Source organism: Capnocytophaga bilenii (assembly GCF_017565765.1).
Lineage (GTDB): Bacteria > Bacteroidota > Bacteroidia > Flavobacteriales > Flavobacteriaceae > Capnocytophaga > Capnocytophaga bilenii.
Genome location: NZ_JAGDYP010000003.1, coordinates 244,918 through 269,366 on the forward strand (window position 1 = coordinate 244,918; position 24,449 = coordinate 269,366).

A 24,449-nucleotide genomic window follows, 5' to 3' on the forward strand; every position below is an offset into this window, starting at 1 on the left:
AGTTTTTTAGTGAAAATGTTTAAAAAAATTTTAAGTTACCTATATCCAATCAAAGTAGGAGAACGCAAATCTGATATAAGTGGGCAACTCGAACTCACCCTCCAAAATGGCATCTTAATACTTGATTCACAGCATACTAACTATTCCTATGGCAGCGTAAGCCACATACTTTATTACGGGCTGAAAAAGGTAGGCATCAAGCGAGTGAAGGAAATGAAAAATATTTTGCTACTGGGCGTAGGAGCAGGCTGCATTATAGAGCTATTGCAAAAAATAGTAGGCTATAAAGGACAAATAACAGGCGTAGAATTAGACCCCGAAATCATTAAAATTGCTACGCAACACTTTGGTATAGATAAAGTAAAAAACCTCACCCTACACCTCGCCGATGCTCAAGAATACGTACAACAACCCAACCTACCCCACTACGATTTAATTGTCATCGACATCTTTCAAGACGACCTAATGCCCCCATTCCTATTCACCGAAACCTTTATTGCCAATGTCGTCAAACTACTCACACCACAAGGTGCCCTTTTGCACAACACCATCAGAGTAACTCCCGCAGCCGAAGCCCGTAATGAAGCCTTTTGGACGATGCTCAACAAACACTATAACGCACAACGATTTCAAAAAGTAGAAGGCACCAACGAACTATTTTTAATTGAAAAACAAAAATAGCTGTCTTTTACGCAAAACAATTAAACACTTGTATTACAATCACTTAAAATAAATGGTAGCGTTAAATTTTTGTTAAACCTCTGATTTTCTTTGCTATGTAAAAAAAAGCTCGTACCTTTGCAAACGCAATGAGGGTGGTAGCTCATTGTAAAACTTCAAATAATAGTTTTCATAATTTAAAGTTTTGGTTGGTTAATGGAAAAGTCCGATAGCAATATCGGGCTTTTTTTTTGCTCCCATTCACACCCTAACTCGAGCGAAGGTTCAGCGAAGGTTCAGCGAAGGATAAAAAGCCCGTGCGGCTCGCGCCAAAGGAAAGCCCCTTCACCTCTACAAAATAAGGTTAAAAGTGTTAAAGTTTTTGGAAGTTCAGAAAATAGCTTTATCTTTGCACGAAAAATTGTGCTCAATACCAAAGGTAAATGACAAACATTTTAAACATTAAAATATAATGAAACACTTTTTACTAACGGGAACGATGCTAGCTTTATTAGTGAGTTGCAACCAAACTACTACTTCTGAACAAACTACTACAAACTCCGAACCAATGAATTATCCTTCTACTAAAAAAGGAGAGGTAGTCGATACCTACTTTGGTACAACAGTACCCGATCCCTACCGATGGCTTGAAGATGATAAATCAGCAGAAACCGCCCAATGGGTAAAAGATCAAAACGATTTTACCTTTGCCTATCTGTCAAAAATCCCCTACCGAAATACTATCAAAGAAAAACTACAAAAGCTTTGGAACTACGAAAGAATAGGAGCACCCTTCACCGAAGGCGACTATACCTATTATTACAAAAATGACGGCTTGCAAAACCAGTCCGTATTATACCGCAAAGACAAACAAGGAAAAGAAGAAATATTCCTAAACCCCAACACCTTTGCTGCCGATGGCACCACCTCTCTGGCAACCGTAGCGTTTACCGAAGATGGTAGCCTTGTAGCTTACTTGATTTCTGAAGGAGGAAGCGACTGGCGCAAAGCAATAGTACTAAACACTAAAACAAAACAGCAAGTAGGCGATACACTTGTTGATGTGAAATTTAGTGGTGTAGCTTGGAAAGGCAACGAAGGATTTTTTTATTCTAGTTACGATAAGCCAAAAGGCAGTGAGCTATCGGCTAAAACCGACCAGCACAAGCTATACTATCACAAGTTAGGCACTCCACAAAAAGAAGATGTACTTATATTTGGAGGTTCAGCTGCCGAAAAGTACCGCTATGTAACAGGGACAACTTCTGAAGACGGGTGCTACCTATTCATTTCAGCAGCCAACGCCACTTCGGGAAATAAACTATTTCTCAAAGACCTCACCCATCTTAAAAACCCTTTAGTAACAATTACCAACGATTTAGAAAGCGACATTCACTTTCTTACCGTCAAAGATAAATACATCTATTTTGAAACCAACCGCAATGCCCCCAACGGCAAACTCGTAAAAGCAGCTGTAGATAAGCCGCAACCCGAACATTGGCAAGAAGTAATCTCCGAAACAGAAAATGTACTAAGCGTATCAACAGCAGGAAACTACATCTTCGCCACCTATATGGTAGATGCACTTTCACAAGTGAAACAATACGACTACAATGGCAAGCTTATACGCCAAATCACCCTGCCTGCTTTGGGTACAGCTTCAGGATTTTATGCTAAAAAAGGAGAAACACACACCTATTATACATTTACCAACTATGCCTACCCTCCACAAATATACAAATTAGATTTAGCAACAGGAGCTGCCGAACTCTATTGGAAACCCAACATCGCCTTCAACAGCGATGATTACCAAACAAAACAAGTATTTTACCAAAGCAAAGACGGTACAAAAGTACCAATGATCATCACCTATAAAAAAGGACTCCAACTCAATGGGAATAACCCTACCTTATTATATGGGTACGGAGGGTTCAACGTTAGTTTGCCACCTTCATTCGGAGTAGTAAATGCAGTTTGGATGGAATTGGGAGGTGTATATGCTGTAGCCAATTTGCGCGGCGGTGGCGAATACGGAAAAAAATGGCACAATGCAGGTACAAAAATGCAAAAACAAAACGTATTTGACGATTTTATAGCTGCTGGCGAGTATTTAGTAAAAGAAAAATATACTTCACCTTCCTATTTAGCTATCAAAGGAGGTTCTAACGGAGGATTATTAGTAGGTGCAACAATGTTACAACGCCCCGACCTATTCAAAGTTGCATTGCCCGCAGTAGGAGTACTCGATATGCTTAGATATCACACCTTTACAGCAGGCGCAGGCTGGGCGTATGACTACGGCACCGCCGATGACAGCAAAGAAATGTTTGAGTATCTGAAAGGTTACTCACCATTACACAACGTAAAAGAAGGAGTACAATACCCTGCAACCCTCATAACCACAGGCGATCACGACGATAGGGTAGTGCCAGCACACAGCTTTAAGTTTGCAGCTGAATTGCAAGCAAAACAAACCGGCAGTAACCCTATACTTATAAGGATAGAAACCAATGCAGGACACGGCGCAGGCACACCCGTTAGCAAAATAATAGAACAAAGTGCTGACGAACGCGCTTTCACCCTCTGGAATATGGGTGTAAAAGAGTTACCAAAAAAATAATAAAAAAGAGAAAGTATAAAATATTTTGGGAAAATAACACGAGTGTTTTTTTATATCTACAACACTTTTCTTAAACAGATTTTTTTAATGTTTTTTTACATTTCAGTAAATAAGAGTTTGTAAAATGTAAAAGAACTGTTAAATTTCTATGTTTGTGAAAAAATTAATGTAATTAAGTTTGCGGGTATAAAATAAAATGCGTACGTTTGCACCCTAATTAAATGTGAATTTAAACAATGTTTATGGCAAGAAGAATATTTGTAGTGCTACTGTTACTTATGGTAACAACTGCGTGTATGCGTGGTGGTGGCGATAACAAAGGAGAGCTTGTAGGTGTAGGAGGTAAAAGCTGGAAACAACCTACGCCCTATGGTATGACGCTTATTCCGAGTGGTTCTTTCATTATGGGTAGTTCCGATGATGATAAAACTGCGAGTTTTAACGCTACGGTAAAAACTGTGAGTGTAGGGTCATTCTATATGGATGAAACTGAAATCACAAATAGTGAGTACAGACAGTTCGTCAATTGGGTACGCGATTCTATTATCCGTACACAATTAGCCGATATGGCTGAGCAAACAGGTCAAACTTCCGGAGGCGGCGGTATAGGTGATTATGCCTATCTTGACGCTAATACCGAGAAAATGAATGCTTGGCAACAGTACTTGCAAAATACTTACGGCGACCAAAAAGCCCGAAAGCTGAACAAGAAAAAACAGCTTATTTGGGATGTTAACAAATTCCCCGATGAGTACTATTCTGAGGTAATGGACAAAATGTACCTACCTGAAGAACAGGCTTATAACGGAAAGAGAATTATGGACGTTCAAAAATTCGAGTTTAAATACCAATGGCTCGATATGGAAAAAGCTGCACGTGCAAGAGGTAACCGTAAAGACTTTATAAAAGAAGAAATAGTAAAAGTTTATCCTGACACTACTGTTTGGATTCGCGACTTTAACTACTCTTATAACGAGCCAATGCATAATGACTACTTCTGGCACGAGGCTTATGGTGAATACCCTGTAGTGGGCGTTACTTGGATACAAGCTAAAGCTTTCTGCGAATGGCGTACCCTAAACAAAAATGCTTACCAAAAAGCTAAAGGCGATTATACAGTGAATGCCTTCCGCTTACCAATTGAGTCAGAATGGGAATATGCTGCACGTGGAGGACTACCAGGAGGTACCTACCCTTGGGGAGGACCTTACGCTTATGACGATAAAGCTTGTTTCTCTGCAAACTTTAAACCTTTACGAGGTGACTATGCTTCAGATAATGCCTTATATACTGTTGAAGCAAAATCATACGAGCCTAATGGATATAACCTATATAATATGGCAGGTAACGTATCGGAATGGACTAACACTTCTTATGACCCTAACTCATACGAGTATATGTCGACAATGAACCCTAACGTATTGGATGATAGCAACAGACGTAAAGTAATACGTGGTGGTTCTTGGAAGGACGTTGCCTTTATGTTGCAAGTAAATACCCGTGATTATGAGTACCAAGACTCTGCTCGTAGCTACATAGGATTCCGTACAGTACAAGACTTTATGGGTATTAGCGAAAAACAACAAGCTAAATCAGCTCGTGGATTTAGATAAAAAAAAACAATAATAACAAAAATAGAAAATCAACTTATTTAAACAACAATTAAAAAAAATAGTATTATGGCAGGAAGTAAATTGCAAAAAAAGATTTTTAATTACGCTTATGGTATCGGTGCCTCTGTGGTAATCGTGGGAGCGTTGGCTAAGATTTTGCATACAGATATTATGGGTATCAACGGTAGCGTACTGTTGGCTGTAGGTATGGGTACTGAAGCTTTGATCTTCTTTATGTCGGCTTTTGAACCAATAGAAGAAGAATTGGACTGGTCTTTGGTATATCCAGAATTAAAAGGTGGAGCTCCTGTAGCTCGCCAAGTAGCTCAAGTACAACAAGTAATTGACCCCGTTGAAGAAAAAGTATTGAAAGAATCGCTATCAGAAAAATTAGATAGCATAATGGAAGAAGCTAAGATAGATGCTAACTTAATGCGCAACTTGGGTAAATCAATAGAAAACTTTGCTGATGCTACCAAAGAAATAGCTCCTATTGCTGGTACTTTGGCATCTACTCACAAGTTTGGCGAAGAATTATCTGAAGCAGCTTCTAACTTAGAATCATTGAATAGCCTATACAAATTACAATTAGAAAGAACAGAACGCCAAGTATCTGCTCAAGCTGGTATCGCCGATAACCTCGACACCCTAAATCAGCAAGTACTTTCATTCAAAGATAACTTGAAATCATTGAACACTATCTATGGAGGTATGCTTTCTGCTATGGGAGGAGCGCGATAAGAAATAAAATTAGTTAACAACTTATTAAAAAATAACAGCTTATGGGAGGAGGTAAGGCAAGTCCTAGACAGAAGATGATTAACCTGATGTATATGGTATTCTTGGCGATGATTGCTTTGAATATGGGTAAGCAAGTGCTTGATGCATTCGGGTTAGTTAATTTAAAATTTGAAACGGCGAATACACGTTCGACAAATGTGATAAATGCTGCGTTTGAAGATTTGCAAACTAAAGCAGGTGAAAACCCAGCTCAGTACGCTCAGATTTTGGAACAAGCCAAACAAATTAAAGCATTATCATCAGATTTGTATAATTATATTGGCGAGTTTAAAACAGGAGTGGAAGACGTTATCGGGCAAAAAGATGTCCCTGTAGATGAAAAAGATTATCAATCAATGGATAAATCTGATTATACAGACCATTTGTTCTTTGCCGAAGGCGCTACTAAAGGAGATGAGTTCGTAAACAAAATCAATACCTATCGCGAAGAAGTCCTTAAAATATTAGGTACTAACAAAGCTTACGCTTCATTGGCAGCTAAAGTAAAGGATAACTTTAAAACAGACGATAGAAAAGATAGAGATGGTAACACTGTAAAATGGTTGTCTTTTAACTTTGAAGGTTTCCCTTATATTGCTACCTTAGCTAAATTCTCAATGATGCAATCAGATATCTTGTCAGTACAACAAGATTTCTTCTCTGAGGCTTTAGCAGGAAGCTTGAAATCTCAAGTATCTATGACCAATTATACTACTTTGCTTGAGCAAGGTAAAGGTGCTTACTACCAAGGTGAAAAATTTGATGGTGCTATCGTATTAGGTCGTAAAGATGCTTCTACTCGCCCTAACCAAGTAGATATATCATTAGATGGCAGAAAACTATCTGCAAGTGAATATTCTATTGAAGATGGTCGTGTAAAACTAAACGTTAGTGCTGGTAACACAGGTGAACACAAAATCACAGGTAACTTGTACTTTGACCAAGAAGGTGAGCGTATTGCAGTACCTGTATCACAATCATTCTCTACAATACCTAAACCAAATTCAGCAGTTATTTCGGCTGATAAGATGAATGTTGTGTATCGTGGTGTTGATAACCCAATCACAATTTCTATGCCTGGTGTTCCTGATAATAAGATTATGGCTTCAGGACAAGGGCTTTCAAAAGCTTCAGGTACAGGAGCTTGGGTAATGAGACCAGGACAAGGTAAAGACGTTACTATCACAGTTACAGGTGAACTTGACGGTCAACGCTTCAGCTCTTCAAAACTATTCCGTATTAAGAGTATTCCTCGTGCTTCTACAAGCATCGGTGGACAAATATTGGAAGCTAAATTGCCAAAAGCTAACTTAGGGGTACTTCCTATAAATGCAGTACTTGAAGACTTTGACTTCGACTTGAAGTTGCAAGTAAATGAGTTCAAAGTATTTATACCAGGGCAACCTAGTGTGGCTGTAAAGGGTAACAAGTTCAACGAAGCTGCAAGAAATGCTGTGATGCGTGCTAGGAAAGGTGATAAGGTTCAAATATTTGATGTAAAAGCTAATATAGTAGGTAACTCTACACTTAAATTACCTCCTGTATCGCCTATCACTGTTGAAATAACAAACTAAGAATTATATGTTGTATATGAAGAATATAATAGTACTATTAATTTTACTCTTTGCTTTTCAGTTGTCTTCGGCACAGGTGAATATTTTGAATGCTAAAGTAGCTTCAGAAATAGGAGTGAAAACAGCAGCTCAAAAGGAAGCTGATAACGACAGACCGCTACCTTACGGATATGTAGATGATCGTGATATTCTTTGGTCGGTAGAGGTATGGGAAGTAATAGACCTTAATGAACGTGCAAACTTTCCGCTTTTGTTTCCTACAGATACATTGGAGGTAGATGCTTACAGACGTTCTCTATACGATGTATTGCTAAAGAATATCAAAAATGGTAAAATAAAAGATTTGTATTCTGACTCTTATTTTACTCAAACAAAGACAACAGCGCAAATAGAGGCATCTATGTCTAAAATAGATACTTTGGATGTGGGATATGAAGAATTGAATGCAGGACAACCTCTTTCACCTGAATATATCACAAGACGTAACTTAGAGGCTTCAGATATTGCTCAATATCACATTCGTGGTATATGGTATTTTGATAAACGCCAAGGTGAGCTTAAATATCGCTTGTTAGCTTTAGCTCCTGTTGCTCCTGATGTAAACTTTATAGACTCTGATGACTCTACAATGTCGGCATTAGTACCTTTGTTTTGGATATTTTACCCTCAGGTGCGTGAGATATTACACGAGGCTAAGACTTTCAACAGAAAGAATGATGCTCGCCCAATGTCATTTGACCACTTACTGAATGCCCGTATGTTTAGCTCGGTGATTTATCAGGAAGCTAACGTATATGGCGATAGGAAAATAAAAGATTACATTCCTAATAATGCCTTGTTACAACTCTTGGAATCGGATAAGATTAAAGAGAAGATACGTGATAGGGAACAGGATATGTGGGCAAACTAATTTTAAATTCACACAGTATTCATAACTGTTTTGAAAGTACGTATTTTGAGTGTACTTTTAAAACAGTTATGATTTTTTAAAAATACAAAAAAGGATAATTAAGTATGAAAAAATTTATTACTTTTCTAATTACTAATTTCTTAGTGATTGTTTTTAGTAATTGGCTTATGTTGGAGATTGTACATCCTTTATGGGCTGGTTATTGGTTAAAAATAGGCACTGTAGTTACGCTATTGGTGCTTTGTAGCGTTTATCCGCTTATCAATAGCATCAAGTTGTGGTATGCTCGCCATTTATGGCTTTATGGGGCTGTGGTAGCTATTTTGTTTTCGTATTGGTTTTTTGCTACCTTAACTTTTGAACAAGCAAGCGTATTATGGTCGTTGAAAACAGCTATTGAAGGAGCTACTTTTGGGCAAGTATTTGGTATGTGGATTGCTTATCCAGCGTTGATAATGATGAATTACGGTTTAGGGAAGTACTTTTTTAAAGAAAATCAATTATTGAGTAAATATGAATATTAAGAATGCACAATTGGAGGTTGATAATTGGATTAAAGAGCACGGCGTGCGCTATTTCAATGAATTGACGAATATGGCTCAGCTTACTGAAGAGGTGGGCGAGGTAGCTCGTATTATTGCGAGGCGTTATGGTGAGCAATCAGAAAAAGAGAGTGATAAAGATAAAGATTTAGGCGAAGAGCTTGCTGATGTAGTGTTTGTAGTACTTTGTTTGGCAAATCAAACAGGTATTGATTTACAGGAGGCTTTTGATAAGAAGATGATTAAAAAAACGAAACGTGATCATCAGCGGCATCAGGATAATAAAAAACTCAGAGCTTAGTACTCTGAGTTTTTTTATGGTTGATAATTTACTCTTCTTCTTCGTAAGTATCATCATCGTCTTCGTATTCCTCCTCTTCATATTCTTCTTCATCAGGAGTTTCATTCTTTTTGGCTTTTGCCACTGATTTTTTTCCTTTTTTAGGTTTTGATGGCAGTTCGTTGTGTTTTAACCACTCTCTGATTTGTTTTTCTAATTCTTCAGCCAATTCAGGGTTATCCTTCAACATTTTGAGGGCAGCATCTCGTCCTTGTCCCAATTTTGTCCCTTGGTAGCTAAACCAAGCACCACTTTTTACTATAATATCGGTATCTACCCCTATATCCAATATTTCACCTACTTTTGAGATTCCTTGTCCGAATATAATGTCAAATTCTGTGCTTTTAAAAGGAGAGGCAACTTTGTTTTTTACGATTTTTACTTTAGTGCGATTTCCTATAATTTCGCCATTCCCGTCTTTAATTGCTGCAGTACCCTGAGGACCTCCTGCTTTTCTGATATCGATACGAACTGAGGAGTAAAACTTAAGTGCATTACCTCCTGTAGTGGTTTCGGGGCTACCGAATGATACACCTATTTTATCACGCAATTGGTTGATAAAAATAACGATACAATTTGCTTTGCTGATGCTTCCTGTGATTTTTCGCAGTGCTTGCGACATCAAGCGAGCGTGTAGTCCCATTTTAGAATCACCCATATCGCCGTCTATTTCGCTTTTTGGGGTGAGGGCAGCTACAGAGTCAATTACGATAAGGTCTACAGCTGCTGAACGTATAAGAGCATCGGCAATTTCAAGAGCTTGTTCTCCACTATCGGGCTGGCTTATTAGGAGTGTTTTTACATCTACGCCAAGGCTTTGTGCGTATACAGGGTCAAAGGCGTGTTCAGCGTCTATAAAGGCTGCTGTTCCTTTTGCTTTTTGTACTTCGGCGATAGCGTGTAGAGTGAGGGTCGTTTTCCCTGATGATTCAGGCCCATATATTTCAATAACACGCCCTTTGGGGTATCCTCCTACGCCCAATATAGCGTCAATACCTATAGAGCCTGTTGAGTATACTTCTACATCTTCTACGGGCGTGTCGCCCAAGGCGCGTACAGTTCCTTTTCCGTAAGCCTTATCCAATTTTGCAAGTGTTAGTTTTAAGGCTTCTTTACGTTGTTCTTCTACGCTTACTTCTTTATTATTTTTTGCCATAATTGTCTTATTTTTTTAGCGTTGCAAAGGTAGTGATAATAATTTTAAAATGCAAATGATTTCCAACTTAAGGATTACTATCGGGTAGGGGATAGGTAGTGAGTTGTAGCTCTTTTCCGTCAAATAAGGCATAGGTGTAGTAATGTATCCAATCCCCAGTATTGATGTAAGTAGCCCCCCCTTTTAAGGGTATCGTCATTGGCAAGTGCCTATGTCCAAACAGAAAGTAGTCGTAATGAGCGGTTTGTAGCTTTTTTAGGCAATATTGCACGAGCCATTCATTCTCCTCACCTAGAAAGTGAACATCTTCAGCACCCGATATAAGCTTGTTTTTCACCGATAAATATTGTGCCAAACGCACCCCAATATCAGGGTGTAGCCATCTAAAAAGCCATTGGCAAAAAGGGTTTGTAAATACCTTTTTCATCCGTTTATAACCCTTATCACCAGGTCCTAATCCATCACCGTGCCCCACCAAAAAACGCTTCCCACAGCACACAATTTCTTGCGGCTTATGAAACACATCTATGCCAAGTTCTTTACTGAAGTAATCATTCATCCATAAGTCGTGGTTACCTACAAAGAAGTAAATAGGAATCCCACTATCGCGAAGCTTCGCCAGCGTACCCAAAGTGCGTACAAAACCCTTAGGCACTACCGTTTTGTATTCAAACCAAAAATCAAAAAGGTCTCCCAGCAAGAAGATAGCCCCAGCCTCATCTTTTATTTGTTCCAACCAAGCCACAAACCGCCGCTCACGTGGCAAGCTTTCAGCAGCTGTTGGGGCTCCAAGATGATTATCTGAGGCAAAATAAAGATTCTTACCTGCTTCTAAGGCTATTTCTATCATTTTTTACCATTTACTTTCCCCAAATAATGGTCTAAAGCCACCGTCATCGAAGGGCTTTCTGGCGATGGTGCTTTTATATCAATCACCAAGCCAGCCTCTTCAGCCGCCTTCAATGTCGTATCTCCATATACCGCTATACGCGTCTTCTTCTGCGAAAAATCAGGAAAACTCTTAAAAAGTGCCTCTATACCCGCCGGACTGAAAAACGTCAGTATATCATATTTATTATTCTTTATAGCCGAAATATCGCAGTACACCGTACGGTAAAAAACCACACGCTCCCATTTTATCTTCAAATTATCAAGCGCCAATTCAGCTTCTGGTTTAGGAACATCCGAACCAGGAAACAAAAACTTCTCCTCTTTATACTTCTTCAGTATAGGCAAAAGTTCCGAAAATTCCTTTTTACCCACATATATCTTGCGCTTCCTATAAGTAATATACTTTTGCAAATAAAAAGCAATTGCTTCCGATTGGCAGAAGTATTTCATCGTATCAGGTACTTTGAAACGCATCTCTTCAGCTATGCGGAAGTAGTGGTCTACCGATTTTCTACTCGTTAGTATTACAGCTGTAAATTTCGTGAGATCTATCTTCTGCATTCTTACATCTTTAGCTGTCATACCTTCCACTTTCACAAAAGGTACAAAATCTACTTTCACATTATGGTTCTCAATGATTTGAGCGTAGGGCGAGTTATCAGCTTTTGGCTCTGGCTGCGAAACTAAGATTGATTTTACTTTCATAGTATATTTCTTTACACTTCTCTAAAGGTTGCTCTTTTATTCATTGCCAAACAGTGTTTTTACACCGTAAAACAAATAAACATAGGGCGCGATTTCAAGGGTGCAAAGATACAAAATAAAATATAATAAGTATGATTTTATTTCTTTACGATTTGCATTTATGATTTTTACCCAACTTAATATGCTGATTATCAGTAGCAACAATAGTAAAGTGTATAGTAATATTCTGTTTATCATTTGGCAATAAACGCCTATAAAAAGTACTAAAATCATCATTATTGAGGCGTATGATGTATAAGATATGCGGCTGAAGATGTATTCTTTGCTGAACTCCGATAGCTCAAAAAGACTGCTTATCCATCGTTGGAAAAGTAGTTTTATGCTCAGAACTATTATAACTATCACCAAGAGTTCAAGATACATAAAGCGTTGGTTGAAGAGTTGAGTGATACCTTCACTTTTAAGCCATATATACAGAAATAAGGAAAGACTGATGCATTGCAAGAAGTATAGAACGATGGTAAAGAGGTGTCCTCTTGTTTCTTTTTTCCCGTAGATAACAATATATTTGTTATTAACAAGCAAGCGTTGGTAATCGGCGAAGTGTTTTGGGTAAAAGGTACGCAAGAAAGCCACCAGTCCAAAGACCAGTAGGAAGGCAGGAAATACCCAGTTTAGGTATGAAGTATGTAGAGCTATTGATTCCAAAGAATATGTTATTGTATGCTTAAGCTATCTGTGTTGTTAAATTGATCTACCTTGTTGATTTGATCGAGCTCTGGCTGTTTAGATTCACTTTTTGGGGTAGGGCGATTTTGGATAGCTTGGAGGCTATCGCGTTGTTCCTTTAGCCGTGTGTCTACGTTATGTACAATTTGGTCATATACTTTGGGAAAAGAAGCGTAATAAATCATATTTTGAGCGATAGCAATACTATCAGTACCATATTTGTTGTAGATGTATTCTTGGGGCGTTCCTTGCAGAGAATCAAGGTATTGCGCATCATAGTTTTTGATGCTTTCCAAGAGAGCCAAATCATACAGAAGTTGCTCCATTTGTTTAGCATCCAAAAAATGATCAGGTTTAGGCACTATATTCCTTTTGCAGCCACCAAAAAACAAAGCAATTACTACAATATACAAAAAACTCCTCATAGCCTAACGATTAAAACACACCCGCGCACCATAGCAAGCAGGGATAACCCCACCATTATCATACGCCAAATTACCATTCACCCACGTACTTACAATGCGACTGCGGAAGCCTTGCCCTTCCATTGGGCTCCAACCACATTTATACAGCAAATTATCTTTTGCCACCACCCAAGGAGAGTTCATATCCACCAATACCACATCAGCAAAATACCCCTCGCGCAAGTAGCCCCTATCAGCAATATCAAATAAAATAGCAGGGTTATGGCACATCTTTTCTACAACTTTTTCTACCGAAATAACCCCCTCCTGAACTTTTTCAAGCATAGCAACCAACGAATGTTGCACCAAAGGCGCCCCCGAAGGAATACGACCATACCCCACCTGATGCTTCTCCTCCCACGTATGAGGCGCGTGGTCAGTAGCAATCACGTCCAAGCGGTCGTCCAATAGTGCAGTCCATAGCGCACCCCTGTCCTCAGCCGTCTTCACGGCAGGGTTCCATTTTATCAGGCTACCCTTTTCAGCGTAATCAGCATCGCTAAACCATAAGTGATGCACACACACCTCAGCGGTTATTTTTTTATCTTTTAGCGGAATATCATTTCTGAAGAGAGCCGTCTCGCGAGCAGTAGATAGGTGAAATACGTGTAGGCGAGCCCCTGTTTTTTTAGCTAGGGCAATAGCTTTACTGCTCGATAAGTAACAAGCCTCAGCACTCCGTATCAAAGGGTGAGTCCCCATCGGAATATTTTCGCCATACACCGATTCGTAATAACCCAAGTTTTTACGTATAGTAGCCTCATCTTCACAATGCGCCGCAATCACCAAATCCACATTGCTAAAAATCTCCTCAATAGTACGCTCGTTATCCACAAGCATATTCCCAGTCGAAGAACCCAAGAAAAGTTTTACCCCAGCACAAGCCTTGCGGTCTAAGCGCTTCAGTTCTTCCAAGTTATCATTAGTACCCCCCAAGAAAAAGGAATAATTAGCATACGAAGTACGTCCAGCGATAGCAAATTTCTCCTCCAAACGCTCAATACTTATCGTTTGAGGCATCGTATTAGGCTGCTCAAAAAAAGTAGTAACCCCACCAGCTACAGCCGCTGCACTTTCACTCCCAATAGTCGCTTTATGAGTCAACCCCGGTTCACGAAAATGCACTTGGTCGTCAATAGCACCAGGCAAAAGCAATTTACCACCAGCATCTATCACCTTACAATTCCCTACAGGGGTGATATCTTTTGCAATTTTCTCAATCCTATCACCAGCAATCAGCAAATCCCCTTCACCAATGCAGCCGTCACTCACCATACGAGCATTTTTTATAAGCGTCTTCATATTTTTAGAAATTAAAGTTCAGAATAATACCAAATGTTTATACACACCACCGGCAAGAGCCTGCTGGTTAGCATACACAAAGCCCAATCTATTGTAAAGCCGCTCAGCTTCAGCATTATTCACATCCACCAGTAGCCCCAAAGGCAATCTATGAAGCCCCTTCAAGTGATTGATAAGTGCCGAGCCAATACCACTGCCCTGAGCCAAAGGCAACACACTCAGCGTATCTATGTAAAGCTCCCCAGCGCCAGTTTCATCTTCCAGTACAATTTCGGTGCCATAGCGCTCCTTTATAAGTTCCAATACAGGCAACCGCAAAGCGTACAATTCTCCACCATCATAAGCCACTACCGACCCCACTATGCCTCGCTCATCCTCATATACCCACGCATTTTCATACGAATACTGATTTCCCCCCTTTGCAAAAAGCAACTCCAGAAAACCAATACCCTCATACCTATCAGCACGCCCAATCATCTTATAAACAATCTCTTCCATAGCCTGAAACATTAGCGGAGCCACCGCTGTAGCATCCTCAGGTCTTGCCGCTCGTATCATATATTTAAGTCAAAAAAATCAATTTATCTATGAGTTCTTCACCCAAAGCCTCATTAAGGTAAGCAATAATTTTGTGTTTCCCATAGCTCAATTCATTAGCAAGAGCAGGCGAATTGAGTTGTACGTATAAGGTTCGTTTATCAAGAGATACCAGCGTAGTATGTTTTGCCACCGCATCACCCAGAATATCACCCCAAAGCTGCGGAAGCCTAGCCCGCTGCAATCCACGTTTCAATTTTCCTTGCGCAATAATCAGCTCAATCACCTCACCCAGCGAATGCACATTCTTATCCACAAAATCCCTGTCCTCAGCCTCCATAGTTCCAAAAAAAATTACACTTTATTTCTTCTATCCTCTCCCCACAACAATTTGCTGCGAAGCGTTTTTACAAAGCTATCACCCCCCAAGCGTATCATCCGTACCACAAACGGAGCCCGCCTGATAATCACACCACGTTTGTTAGGCAACGATAGTATTTGCGAATCCAGCGACAGCAAATACTTCTTCGCCCTGCCCGAAATAGAAAGCCTTACCTCCGTATCTTCAGGAATAATCAAGGGGCGAGCACTCAAGTTATGCGGTGCGATGGGTGTCAATACAAAATTCTTAGCAGTAGGCAAAATTACAGGACCACCACAACTCAGCGAATAGCCCGTAGAGCCCGTAGGCGTAGCAATCATAAGCCCATCAGCCCAATACGAACAAAGGTAATCACCATCCAATTCCGTATCAATAGTAATCATCGAAGCCGTATTTTTTCGCGTAACAGTAATTTCGTTCATCGCAAAATTAACCTCAGCCACAGGCGTCAAATCATCGCTAAATACAGCCTCTATCACCGAGCGTTCTACAATTTCGTACGAACGTTCCCGCAATTGTTGCACCACCGTTTGCAAATTATCCTTATGAGCCGTAGCCAAAAAACCCAGCCTACCTGAGTTAATACCCAGTACAGGAATTTCCAAATCCCTAATATAGCCAATACTCTTCAGCAGCGTACCATCGCCACCAATAGTCAGCATCACATCAAACGAATCGTCCAAGTCCTCAAAACCGCCAAAACCACACAAACCCTCAAATCTATCACTATGCGTTCTAAGCTCATTTAGTATTTCATTCTCAACACACACCCTATCCCCATCGTCCAGCAACCCCAACAAAGTATCCAGTATCCCCTCATTTTCAGCACTATACTGCCGTATATAAATAGCTATTTTCATCTTCTTTTTTTACCCACAATTCAAAATTTTATTAGTTTTCTTATCCATATTTCTGCTTTGGTAACTCCGTATGATAATCCTGTAATAGCTATAAATAATGGCAAAGGAATACAAAACGAATTAATTACTCCTCCAGCAGCAGTATGTATTTTATCTATAAAGAAAAGTAGTATAGGCTCTTGTAACAAGTAAAAACTATAACTAATAAACCCAAAAAACAATAAAAATTTATTCTGAAAAACAAAACGTACTTTTTCAAATACTAAAGGTATAAAAAACACTGCAATGATAGTTATAACAGTTATGAAATATTCCACAAAATATTCTTTTGACAATGCAGATAGTATAATAGCTGCTAAAGTAATGCCACCCGAAAGATAAAGGTATTTATCTATTTGAGTTTTAAAATATAAATAAGCATAACATCCCCCAGCAAACCACCCATAATATATAAAAAGTTCTGCAATCTTCATTACAAATTCATTATGACAAACCAAAGATGTAATAATTGAAAAACACCATAGTATGACCAGAAATAATATAGATTTATGGACGTTTTTTCTCAATAGAAAAAATACACCTCCAAAAATAGCATAAAACTTCACCTCTACAAATAATGTCCAAAAGCTGGGTGATAAAGCTTTTATAGTGTCTATATGCAATAGTTTTTTATAAAAGTACGGTTCTGTAAAAGTAAGACCAGGCAGGAGGTTGTAATACGGGATCCATTTCTCACAAAATAGATAATAACCCACATAGAAAAGCAAAGTAACGATTGCCATTGCAGGAAACAACCGCAACCAACGTTTATACAGAAAGTTAATAAAACTCCTGCTACGTTCTAAAGTCATCAAGATAACAAACCCCGAAATAAGAAAGAACAACTCTACTCCCAAGTACCCATATTTTAAAAGAGGAAAAGAAGCATATTCAAAGCCATAAGGGAAATGTTCATATCGCGCATAAGCGTGATACAACACCACCAGCCATACCGCTATTCCACGTATAGCGTCCAAATAATCAATCCTCTTTACTTTCACAATTTAAATCTTACAATTTACAATCTCTTTTACAAAAATCTCTCCCGAATTGAGTTTCTCAGTCTCCTTATTTGTCAAAAAATTATATTTATACTCCTCATAACGCCCCTTATCCACTACAGGAATAGAAAAATCAGCCTCAGTATCGTCTAAAAGAAAAACCTTAGTATTTAAGTACTCACCCAAAAAATTAATATACTGATAAATGCGATGTATATTTTGCTTGTACAACAACGCATTCAAAAATACCAAAGGCTTTTCAGTAGCGATAGCATACCCTATCGAAGTACTACAATGAGCAAGTACGCACACACTATTTTTTACCAATTCAGCTGTTTTGCCAAAAAGCACCTCCCTGCCTTCGTAATAATTATGCGTCCTGTACAATTCCGCTTTGGGGTGGGCGGCTATTACTACAGGCAGCTGGCAAGCAGCTTCTATTTTTTTAAAAAAAGTATTCAGTTGCTTGTAATAAATATCCTCACCAATAGTAGCCTCTCCAAACATTTTAAAGTCAGGGTGAAAAGGAAGGTACTCATCTAAAAAGACAATGTATTTATAAGCAAAAGGTACTTCTTCAGTATCTCTAATACGCTCAAAATCACACGTATTTACACCGATAATCTTTGCTTGTGCTACATCGTATTGCCATCCCAAGCCAATGTTACACAATGAAGTTCCACAGTTAAACACATATTTGTATTTCTGTACATAACCTACCTTTTTCAGCAAGATAGTTCCCACCTTTTTCAGGTAACTAAAGTATTGTGAGGGTTGTCGTAATTTGTTAATGATTTTGTCGGTTATAGGCATAGCTGGGAACGCCCCACGAGTTAGAGCTACAAGTTGGCAGTTGTATTTCTTAAACAACCTAAAAAGGCGCACCACTATATCTGTAAAGGTAAGCCGTGAAACAAAAAGCGTATCCTTAGAAAATCCAGCTATTACCCTCTCCAATTCACTAAACGAACCAATATAATGTATCTTTATTCCTTCAAACGATACTTCTTTACAGAATGAAGGAAAGTACAACCGTGTCAAGTCCAAATACTCCACACAGCAACCTGCACTAACCAATTGCCCCAAGTAGTAATCGTCATACACCTGCTGCGATAACGGCTGATAGTCAAAATATACAATGGTACGCTTTGTCATATTATCTCTGTGTTACAATGTAAAACCATCATCCACCACAATATTCTGCCCGTTTACATACTCCGAAAGGTCTGATAGCAAGAATAGTACTGTCCCCGATACATCCTTAGCATCCAGCATCCCCTTGTTCAAGCAAAATTCCTTATAAGCCTTCAAAAAAGGCTCAGGTTGGCGGTCTTCAATTCCTCCCAACGAGATGGTATTCACCCGGATATGTTTCCCTTTAAAATACTTAGCCATATATTTTGTAAGGTGTATCAACCCCGATTTAATAGCCGCATATTCCACTGCAGATGTCATTGGTGTATTGTCGTAAATCTGAAAACGTGGTGCTATCACCCCATATATCGATGCCAAATTAATAATATTGCCATATCCCTGCTTGTAAAAGTACTTCGCAAATAGCTGTGAGGTAAGAAAATACCCCCCTAAGTTCATTCCCAAATTCTCACAAAAATCTTCGTACTCCACATCAAAAAAATGCTTCCCGAAATTTTTGTTACGAGGGTAAGCACTATTTACTAAAGCATCTATTTTGCCATATTTTTCTGAAATAGTAGCAATAAGTGCCGAAACAGAATCTTTGTTAGTAATATCCACTTGGGCAGGTACTATAAGGCTATTTCCCAAAGCATTACATACTTTTTCTGCTACCGAAAGGTCATATTCTGCCATTACAGCAATAGCTCCATTAGCAGCAATAGCTTGGCAAAACTCCTTGCCCAACAAGCCAGCACCTCCAGTAATTACCACTATTTTATCTTCTATCAATCCGCTCATAATATATCTTTGTATAGCGTTATTTTTCTGTCGTTTTTTACAGGAAATTCCTTCCTATATTGGGCTACCTCCCCAAGGTCAATTTCATATACAGCAACCTCTTCAGAAAGTGATACCCCTTTCAGTTCCTCGCCATACGGCGATACAATTTCCGATGAAGCTACATATTGCAAGCCATTACCATCTTTCCCTATACGATTTACACCCACCACAAACACTTGGTTCTCTATAGCCCTTGCTTTAATAAGTGCCTTCCAATGAGTTACCCTCCGTTCAGGCCAATTAGCTATATTTAGCAACACTTGGCAATCTTTAGAATATCCCTGATAAAGCTCCGGAAAACGCAAGTCGTAGCAGATAGTCAGCCCTATAGTTGCACCTCCTATATTTACTTTTTTTAGGCTATTACCCGCTTGGTAATGAGCATCTTCATTAGCATACGAAAAAGGGTGTATTTTAGTGTAAGTAGTGAGCAGCACTCCTTGCCCACTCACTACCGCCAAACAATTACCAGCCTTGTCGCCTTTTGCTAAAACAACCCCAAAGGCTATATTTACACCGTATTTTTTAGCCTGTTCTTCAAAAAAAGCAATCGTGTCAGAGCTCCCTTCCGCTTCTTTTATTCTTTCGCTCTCCATCGTAAAACCCGTAAGGGTCATTTCAGGATATACCACCAAGTCTATACCAGTGCAGCGCGATGCAATAAGTGCCAATGTAGCTGCTACTTTTTGCTTGTTAGCAACCTTGTTTTCCCATTGCTGGTCAAGCGAAACTAATGCTATTTTCATTAGTTATATTTTCTAAATACAGGTTTTACAACTTCACCCACCAAGTATTTTTCCACTCCTTCCTCAAGTGCTTTTTTGTATACTTGTAAAGCTTTGCGCGTAGCTTCAAATGTTCTGTCTAATTCTCTTTGCTTATGAGCATACGAAAAAACAATTACAGGCATTAACACTCCGTTTTTAATCATTTCTTGCGAAAAAAGTGTCCTAAAAGCCATTGATACTTCTTTATTAGCATCTTTAGTAAGATAATAAGGGCTGCATTCTATACCGCCTGCTGAAAAGTAATCCTCTATACCTAACTCTTTAGCAATAGCATTCATCCCAGCAACAATTTTAGTACCATAATCCCACAAATGTCCTATTACATCGTGTTCTTTATAGAATTTTATAGTTTCTACCAAAGCTCCTAAGCCACTCATCTCAGCTCCGTGAGTAGTTGAAGTCAAGAAAACACGTTCAGCACCTATCTCCTTAATGCCTCCAATCTTCATAAACTCGCGTTTGCCACAAAGAGCTGCTACCGAAAAACCATTTGCCATACCCTTACCAAAAGTACATAGGTCAGGCTCTACACCATAATAAGTTTGTGCCCCTTGCAAATGCCAACGGAAGCCCGTAATCATTTCATCAAGAATAAATAAAGCCCCATTTTTATGGCATAAATCTCTTACTTTTTGCAAAAAGTTATCTTTAGGGTGTTCAGTAGTAGCAGGCTCTAAAATCACACCCGCCACTTCATTAGGATGTTGAGCAAATAAAACCTCTAATGATTGTATATCGTTATACCTAAAGTTTACAGTATGTTCGTGGCTTTCTTTAGGAATACCACGAGTAATTACAGTATCACCTATAAACCAGTCGTCATACGAAAAGAAAGGGTGGTCAAAACAACGGATAATATATTTCCTACCTGTATAAGCACGCGCCATCTTCACTGCTGCTGAAGTTACAGTCGAGCCATTTTTTGCAAATTTCACCATATCCACACTAGGTATAAGGTCTACCATCGCCTCAGCTGCTTCTAGTTCTATTACCGAAGCACGTGTAAGGTTATTACCCTTCCATATTTGCTCAATAGCTGCATTAGCAATTCTCTTTTCTCCATAGCCTATCGTAACGGCACGTAGTGCCATACCATAGTCTAAAAACTCCTTCCCATCAGGAGTATAAGTATAAGCCCCTTCACCTCTTTCAAATATTTGTGGGGCATTTTCAGGATATTGGTCATCACCACGACTATATGTGTGGCAACCTCCAGGTATCAAATTATTTAATCGTTCGCTATAAGTCATCTTGTTATAATATATTTTTTAATTTTAATTCTAAAATTCTTTCTACAATATAGAAATCTACTATATCGTCTATTTCGTATGCTTTATATTTAGGTACTATGTAAGGCAGCGTAAGATGATGATAAAAAGTATGTTCTTTTATATAAAAGTTGATATCCGATAAATATAAAGAACCCTCAAAAAAATATAAATCATTTAAATCTTGCCTTCTTAACACCTTCATTTCTCCCAAATAGGGCTCTAATAATCCTTCTTTAGATAAATTTACCAAGAAAGCAGGATGAGTAGCTTCTACTTTCGAAACGCCTACAATACTTTTAGCACTCTTATGATTTAATAACTGCTCTATAGCGGTATTTATATCTGCAACATCACGCAGTGGCGAAGTAGGCTCCAACAGCAGTATATAATCAAACTCCTGTCCTTGGCTGCGGTAGTAATCAATTGTGTGTAGTACAAATTCCGAAGATGGCGAAGTATCAGTCGCCAATTCCGCAGGTCTCAAAAAAGGTACTTTTATCCCAAAACTCTCAGCCACCGAAGCTATTTCGGCACTGTCAGTCGATACGAATATCTCATCAATATAGTTGCTTGCTTGGGCTTGTTCTATGCTCCAACCTATTAATGGTTTGCCACATAAAGGCTTTATGTTTTTATTAGGCAATCCCTTACTACCTCCTCTTGCAGGGATAATAGCCAATATTTTTTTATTATTATACATTGCTTAGCGTTCTAAATGTTTTATAAACTCTTGTGCGTGCTCGTAATCCACTGTTTTCCCAATGTCTATCCAATAACCTATAATAGGGTCATAAACCAATCTACCACCACTGGCTACCAAGCGCTCCATCACATCCGTTATATCACAATATTTTCCTCGCTCTATAGTAGAAATTAGCGAGCGCTCTAGTATATAAATACCAGCATTAGAGTGGTATATAAAGCTCGGCTTCTCTTTAAAGTTCGTTACTCGCCCATCTTTAGTCTCAAATACAGCATAAGGCACATCCACCTTGTATTCTGTCGATGCTACTGCCATAGCAGCCCCTTCATTTAGCAATTTTAGGTATAGTGATTCAAAGTCCACATTGGTAAACAAATCACTATTCATCACCAGCACGTGTTCCGTACTAAAGTCATCTATCAGAGCCAAAGCGCCTGCAGTACCCAGAGGTTCATCTTCCCACACATATTCTATAGTAATCCCCTTTTGGCTGCCATCACCCAAATAATCCACTATCTGCTCACCAAGATATTTTACCGATATATAGATTTTCTTAATCCCAAAACTAATCAATCGGTCTATATTATACTCTATAATAGGCTTACTCCCCAGCTTAAGCATCGGCTTAGGAATCGTATCCGTTAGCGGACTTAAGCGCTTCCCACGACCACCTGCCATTATTACCGCCTCCAAAGGAAGTTGAGCCTCTGTATATTCCAAGTCTATCAAATCCACCATCCTGCCTTCATCATCCAGAATAGGTAAAATTTTTATATCGCTCTTACGGTATTTCTTAAAACTCTGGTACGAAGATAGCTGGGTTAGGTAAGTAAAACCCTTGTAACAAATATCTCCCAACTTCTTTTCTAAATGCTGTTCACTTACTATCGCACGCCTTATGTCTCCATCAGTAACCGAACCTATCACACGCCCATTATCATCTACCACAAATAGTATCAACCTACTGATGTTCCGTAAAGCATTCAGCTTCTGCAAGCCCTCTACTAAGTTCTTATCCTTATGAATTAATAGGTCTGATCTCATTGTTATTTGTCAATATATTTGATAAGTTGAAAAGCCTCGGCATATTCTACTCCCACACTTGCTCCTCTATAAGTTGCTAATGCTTCTATATTTCTTAAACTCCTTGGAAAAGGATGCTCTCCTACCTCAGATTCATAAATTTTCATCAGCTCTAATTTTTCTTCTAAAAAAGATGAAATGTCTACAAAATAGTTAGGTATAAATACTTTTTCAGGTAACTGAGGTGCAAATTCAGTTTCAGAAATACATTCATACATAAGCACTTGTTTAATAAAAGGGTATCTAAAAGATTTTGTACAAGCCATTACTGCATCAAATGTAATTCTATGATCTGAATGAGCATCCGAACGATTCAAACAATACACTATTTCGGGTTCTATCTCAGTAAAAACTTTTGATATTTTTGGAACCATTTCAATCAATGTACTTGTTGAAAGGGACATTGTGGGATAATTCAATAAGAATACCTTTTCTACACCCAATGCCTCAGAAATTTTTTCTATTTCTTTTTGTCGGCTACAAACACGTTCTTTAGAGAAGCCACAACTTTCCAAAACATTAGTTACAATAAGCCAATATATCTTATCACCATTTTTTTTATGTTTTAACAAAGTCCCACCAGCTCCTAAAATCTCATCATCAGGATGTGCCGATATAACTATAACTTTTTTCATAAGTATTGTCCTTTTTTTGGAAGTTCTAAGAACTCGTGTTCTATAATTTGAATTGCCCCATCATATGTTTTTACAAGTATCTTGTTGTTTTCTACTTCTAAAACTTTTCCCGGCTCATAATTTACAAAAGTACAACTTTTTTTTATAACTTTCCATATTTTTACCTCTTTTTCTCCATCCAATTTTATATGAGCTCCTACATAAGGGTGCGTCAATGCCCTTACCAAATTGTAAATAGCTTCCGATGACATCCTAAAGTCTATCTGTCCATCTACTTTTCCTCTTTTTCTCCACGCATTACCCTCTGCTATATTTTGCTTTCTCCTTTCTATATTTTCACCTTTCAGTTCAAATTCTTTAGAAAAATCTATAATTTGCTTTATTGCAATTTCACCTACTTTTTTATAAAGTGTTTCAGCAGTATCAGTCTCTTCTATAGCTACTATTTCTTGTGAAATAATATCTCCTGTATCTGCACCCTCATCCATTATAAAAAATGTACTTGCAGTTCTTTTTAATCCTAAAAAAATAGCCCATATTAGGGGGTGACGCCCTCTGTTGTTGGGAAGTTCAGTAGGGTGAAAACCTACTACTCCGTATTTTGGAATTGATAATATCTCAGAGGGAAGTATATGCGACCAACCAAAACAATAAATCACATCAGGTTTTTTTTCTTTTAAGAAAGCTATAAGCTCTTCTTCATTATCCTTTTTTCTAAAAAAAACAGGAATATGATATTTATCCGTTAAAGGTGTTAAATCACAGAAATCAGCGTTAAAATCTGATTTTCTTTTGGTAATAACCCCCACTACATCAAAATTATGTTCTATAAGCGCCTCCAATGCTCTATATGAAAAATCAACAGTACCTATAAAAACTATTCTCAT

At 38.5% G+C, this 24,449-nt stretch carries 26 protein-coding genes; 8 read left to right on the forward strand and 18 right to left on the reverse strand.

Annotation, left to right across the window (positions count from 1 at the left end):
* Positions 1-15: 15 nt before the first annotated feature.
* The 8 genes from J4N46_RS05530 (at position 16) to J4N46_RS05565 (ending at position 9,000) form a co-directional block, all read left to right on the forward strand.
* A complete protein-coding gene (locus J4N46_RS05530) occupies positions 16-681 on the forward strand; it encodes a spermidine synthase (RefSeq protein ID WP_208058470.1) in 666 nt (221 codons plus the stop codon).
* A 451-nt stretch (positions 682-1,132) separates the two neighbouring features.
* Positions 1,133-3,280, forward strand: coding sequence for a prolyl oligopeptidase family serine peptidase (locus J4N46_RS05535; RefSeq protein WP_208058471.1), 2,148 nt, complete (start codon positions 1,133-1,135; stop codon positions 3,278-3,280).
* 236 nt (positions 3,281-3,516) lie between these two features.
* The gene (gene porK / locus J4N46_RS05540) at positions 3,517-4,893 is read left to right on the forward strand and encodes a T9SS ring complex lipoprotein PorK/GldK (RefSeq protein WP_009416900.1); all 1,377 of its coding nucleotides are present in this window, start codon (positions 3,517-3,519) and stop codon (positions 4,891-4,893) included.
* A gap of 66 nt (positions 4,894-4,959) precedes the next feature.
* Positions 4,960-5,634: a type IX secretion system motor protein PorL/GldL gene (gene porL / locus J4N46_RS05545; RefSeq protein ID WP_009416901.1), complete on the forward strand. Its 675-nt coding sequence runs from the start codon at positions 4,960-4,962 to the stop codon at positions 5,632-5,634.
* Positions 5,635-5,675: 41 nt separating this feature from the next.
* Positions 5,676-7,247, forward strand: coding sequence for a type IX secretion system motor protein PorM/GldM (gene porM, locus J4N46_RS05550; protein WP_208058472.1), 1,572 nt, complete (start codon positions 5,676-5,678; stop codon positions 7,245-7,247).
* A 7-nt stretch (positions 7,248-7,254) separates the two neighbouring features.
* Entirely contained in the window at positions 7,255-8,157 is a 903-nt protein-coding gene (porN, locus tag J4N46_RS05555; RefSeq protein WP_009416903.1) for a type IX secretion system ring subunit PorN/GldN, read from the forward strand.
* A gap of 104 nt (positions 8,158-8,261) precedes the next feature.
* Positions 8,262-8,681, forward strand: a complete 420-nt coding sequence (locus J4N46_RS05560; RefSeq protein WP_208058473.1) for a hypothetical protein — start codon at positions 8,262-8,264, stop codon at positions 8,679-8,681.
* Positions 8,671-9,000 carry a nucleotide pyrophosphohydrolase gene (locus tag J4N46_RS05565; RefSeq protein ID WP_009416905.1) on the forward strand — a complete coding sequence of 110 codons (330 nt, stop codon included), beginning with the start codon at positions 8,671-8,673 and terminating at the stop codon, positions 8,998-9,000. The genes J4N46_RS05560 and J4N46_RS05565 overlap by 11 nt, the downstream gene beginning before the upstream one ends.
* 28 nt (positions 9,001-9,028) lie before the next feature.
* On the opposite strand, the gene recA is transcribed toward J4N46_RS05565, so the two are convergent.
* From recA to J4N46_RS05655, 18 genes are all read right to left on the reverse strand, one after another.
* A complete protein-coding gene (gene recA / locus J4N46_RS05570; RefSeq protein WP_009416906.1) occupies positions 9,029-10,195 on the reverse strand; it encodes a recombinase RecA in 1,167 nt (388 codons plus the stop codon).
* Positions 10,196-10,262: 67 nt separating this feature from the next.
* Positions 10,263-11,045: a UDP-2,3-diacylglucosamine diphosphatase gene (locus J4N46_RS05575; RefSeq protein WP_208058474.1), complete on the reverse strand. Its 783-nt coding sequence runs from the start codon at positions 11,043-11,045 to the stop codon at positions 10,263-10,265.
* A complete protein-coding gene (locus J4N46_RS05580) occupies positions 11,042-11,791 on the reverse strand; it encodes a uroporphyrinogen-III synthase (protein WP_009416908.1) in 750 nt (249 codons plus the stop codon). Before J4N46_RS05580 ends, J4N46_RS05575 begins: the two co-directional genes overlap by 4 nt.
* A 36-nt stretch (positions 11,792-11,827) precedes the next feature.
* Positions 11,828-12,499 carry a DUF4271 domain-containing protein gene (locus tag J4N46_RS05585; protein WP_208058475.1) on the reverse strand — a complete coding sequence of 224 codons (672 nt, stop codon included), beginning with the start codon at positions 12,497-12,499 and terminating at the stop codon, positions 11,828-11,830.
* An 8-nt stretch (positions 12,500-12,507) separates the two neighbouring features.
* On the reverse strand, positions 12,508-12,945 hold the full coding sequence (locus J4N46_RS05590; protein ID WP_208058476.1) for a DUF4296 domain-containing protein: 438 nt from the start codon (positions 12,943-12,945) through the stop codon (positions 12,508-12,510).
* Between the two features lie 3 nt (positions 12,946-12,948).
* Positions 12,949-14,286 (reverse strand): dihydroorotase, encoded by a 1,338-nt coding sequence (locus J4N46_RS05595; protein WP_208058477.1) that lies wholly within the window; start codon positions 14,284-14,286, stop codon positions 12,949-12,951.
* A gap of 18 nt (positions 14,287-14,304) precedes the next feature.
* Entirely contained in the window at positions 14,305-14,844 is a 540-nt protein-coding gene (locus tag J4N46_RS05600; protein WP_009416912.1) for a GNAT family N-acetyltransferase, read from the reverse strand.
* A gap of 4 nt (positions 14,845-14,848) precedes the next feature.
* Entirely contained in the window at positions 14,849-15,163 is a 315-nt protein-coding gene (locus J4N46_RS05605; protein WP_236013752.1) for a DUF721 domain-containing protein, read from the reverse strand.
* Positions 15,164-15,177: 14 nt separating this feature from the next.
* Positions 15,178-16,065 carry an NAD kinase gene (locus tag J4N46_RS05610; RefSeq protein WP_208058478.1) on the reverse strand — a complete coding sequence of 296 codons (888 nt, stop codon included), beginning with the start codon at positions 16,063-16,065 and terminating at the stop codon, positions 15,178-15,180.
* 20 nt (positions 16,066-16,085) lie between these two features.
* Positions 16,086-17,105, reverse strand: coding sequence for an acyltransferase family protein (locus J4N46_RS05615; RefSeq protein WP_208058479.1), 1,020 nt, complete (start codon positions 17,103-17,105; stop codon positions 16,086-16,088).
* Between the two features lie 3 nt (positions 17,106-17,108).
* On the reverse strand, positions 17,109-18,260 hold the full coding sequence (locus J4N46_RS05620; RefSeq protein WP_208058480.1) for a hypothetical protein: 1,152 nt from the start codon (positions 18,258-18,260) through the stop codon (positions 17,109-17,111).
* 12 nt (positions 18,261-18,272) lie between these two features.
* Positions 18,273-19,040, reverse strand: coding sequence for an oxidoreductase (locus J4N46_RS05625; protein ID WP_208058481.1), 768 nt, complete (start codon positions 19,038-19,040; stop codon positions 18,273-18,275).
* Positions 19,037-19,828, reverse strand: a complete 792-nt coding sequence (locus tag J4N46_RS05630; protein WP_208058482.1) for a nitrilase-related carbon-nitrogen hydrolase — start codon at positions 19,826-19,828, stop codon at positions 19,037-19,039. The genes J4N46_RS05625 and J4N46_RS05630 overlap by 4 nt, the downstream gene beginning before the upstream one ends.
* Positions 19,828-21,120, reverse strand: a complete 1,293-nt coding sequence (locus tag J4N46_RS05635; RefSeq protein ID WP_009416919.1) for a glutamate-1-semialdehyde 2,1-aminomutase — start codon at positions 21,118-21,120, stop codon at positions 19,828-19,830. Before J4N46_RS05635 ends, J4N46_RS05630 begins: the two co-directional genes overlap by 1 nt.
* 4 nt (positions 21,121-21,124) lie before the next feature.
* Entirely contained in the window at positions 21,125-21,841 is a 717-nt protein-coding gene (locus J4N46_RS05640; RefSeq protein ID WP_208058483.1) for an acylneuraminate cytidylyltransferase family protein, read from the reverse strand.
* Positions 21,842-21,844: 3 nt separating this feature from the next.
* A complete protein-coding gene (locus J4N46_RS05645) occupies positions 21,845-22,888 on the reverse strand; it encodes a nucleotidyltransferase family protein (RefSeq protein WP_009416921.1) in 1,044 nt (347 codons plus the stop codon).
* Between the two features lie 2 nt (positions 22,889-22,890).
* The gene (locus J4N46_RS05650) at positions 22,891-23,562 is read right to left on the reverse strand and encodes a PIG-L deacetylase family protein (protein WP_009416922.1); all 672 of its coding nucleotides are present in this window, start codon (positions 23,560-23,562) and stop codon (positions 22,891-22,893) included.
* Positions 23,559-24,449: a methionyl-tRNA formyltransferase gene (locus J4N46_RS05655; protein ID WP_009416923.1), complete on the reverse strand. Its 891-nt coding sequence runs from the start codon at positions 24,447-24,449 to the stop codon at positions 23,559-23,561. Before J4N46_RS05655 ends, J4N46_RS05650 begins: the two co-directional genes overlap by 4 nt.

Bases quoted from the DNA above. Each gene is read 5' to 3' on its own strand.
- J4N46_RS05530 (WP_208058470.1), top strand. From the start codon at position 16: ATGTTTAAAAAAATTTTAAGTTACCTATATCCAATCAAAGTAGGAGAA.
- J4N46_RS05535 (WP_208058471.1), top strand. From the start codon at position 1,133: ATGAAACACTTTTTACTAACGGGAACGATGCTAGCTTTATTAGTGAGT.
- porK (WP_009416900.1), top strand. From the start codon at position 3,517: ATGTTTATGGCAAGAAGAATATTTGTAGTGCTACTGTTACTTATGGTA.
- porL (WP_009416901.1), top strand. From the start codon at position 4,960: ATGGCAGGAAGTAAATTGCAAAAAAAGATTTTTAATTACGCTTATGGT.
- porM (WP_208058472.1), top strand. From the start codon at position 5,676: ATGGGAGGAGGTAAGGCAAGTCCTAGACAGAAGATGATTAACCTGATG.
- porN (WP_009416903.1), top strand. From the start codon at position 7,255: ATGTTGTATATGAAGAATATAATAGTACTATTAATTTTACTCTTTGCT.
- J4N46_RS05560 (WP_208058473.1), top strand. From the start codon at position 8,262: ATGAAAAAATTTATTACTTTTCTAATTACTAATTTCTTAGTGATTGTT.
- J4N46_RS05565 (WP_009416905.1), top strand. From the start codon at position 8,671: ATGAATATTAAGAATGCACAATTGGAGGTTGATAATTGGATTAAAGAG.
- recA (WP_009416906.1), bottom strand. From the start codon at position 10,195: ATGGCAAAAAATAATAAAGAAGTAAGCGTAGAAGAACAACGTAAAGAA.
- J4N46_RS05575 (WP_208058474.1), bottom strand. From the start codon at position 11,045: ATGATAGAAATAGCCTTAGAAGCAGGTAAGAATCTTTATTTTGCCTCA.
- J4N46_RS05580 (WP_009416908.1), bottom strand. From the start codon at position 11,791: ATGAAAGTAAAATCAATCTTAGTTTCGCAGCCAGAGCCAAAAGCTGAT.
- J4N46_RS05590 (WP_208058476.1), bottom strand. From the start codon at position 12,945: ATGAGGAGTTTTTTGTATATTGTAGTAATTGCTTTGTTTTTTGGTGGC.
- J4N46_RS05595 (WP_208058477.1), bottom strand. From the start codon at position 14,286: ATGAAGACGCTTATAAAAAATGCTCGTATGGTGAGTGACGGCTGCATT.
- J4N46_RS05600 (WP_009416912.1), bottom strand. From the start codon at position 14,844: ATGATACGAGCGGCAAGACCTGAGGATGCTACAGCGGTGGCTCCGCTA.
- J4N46_RS05605 (WP_236013752.1), bottom strand. From the start codon at position 15,163: ATGGAGGCTGAGGACAGGGATTTTGTGGATAAGAATGTGCATTCGCTG.
- J4N46_RS05610 (WP_208058478.1), bottom strand. From the start codon at position 16,065: ATGAAAATAGCTATTTATATACGGCAGTATAGTGCTGAAAATGAGGGG.
- J4N46_RS05620 (WP_208058480.1), bottom strand. From the start codon at position 18,260: ATGACAAAGCGTACCATTGTATATTTTGACTATCAGCCGTTATCGCAG.
- J4N46_RS05625 (WP_208058481.1), bottom strand. From the start codon at position 19,040: ATGAGCGGATTGATAGAAGATAAAATAGTGGTAATTACTGGAGGTGCT.
- J4N46_RS05630 (WP_208058482.1), bottom strand. From the start codon at position 19,828: ATGAAAATAGCATTAGTTTCGCTTGACCAGCAATGGGAAAACAAGGTT.
- J4N46_RS05635 (WP_009416919.1), bottom strand. From the start codon at position 21,120: ATGACTTATAGCGAACGATTAAATAATTTGATACCTGGAGGTTGCCAC.
- J4N46_RS05640 (WP_208058483.1), bottom strand. From the start codon at position 21,841: ATGTATAATAATAAAAAAATATTGGCTATTATCCCTGCAAGAGGAGGT.
- J4N46_RS05645 (WP_009416921.1), bottom strand. From the start codon at position 22,888: ATGAGATCAGACCTATTAATTCATAAGGATAAGAACTTAGTAGAGGGC.
- J4N46_RS05650 (WP_009416922.1), bottom strand. From the start codon at position 23,562: ATGAAAAAAGTTATAGTTATATCGGCACATCCTGATGATGAGATTTTA.
- J4N46_RS05655 (WP_009416923.1), bottom strand. From the start codon at position 24,449: ATGAGAATAGTTTTTATAGGTACTGTTGATTTTTCATATAGAGCATTG.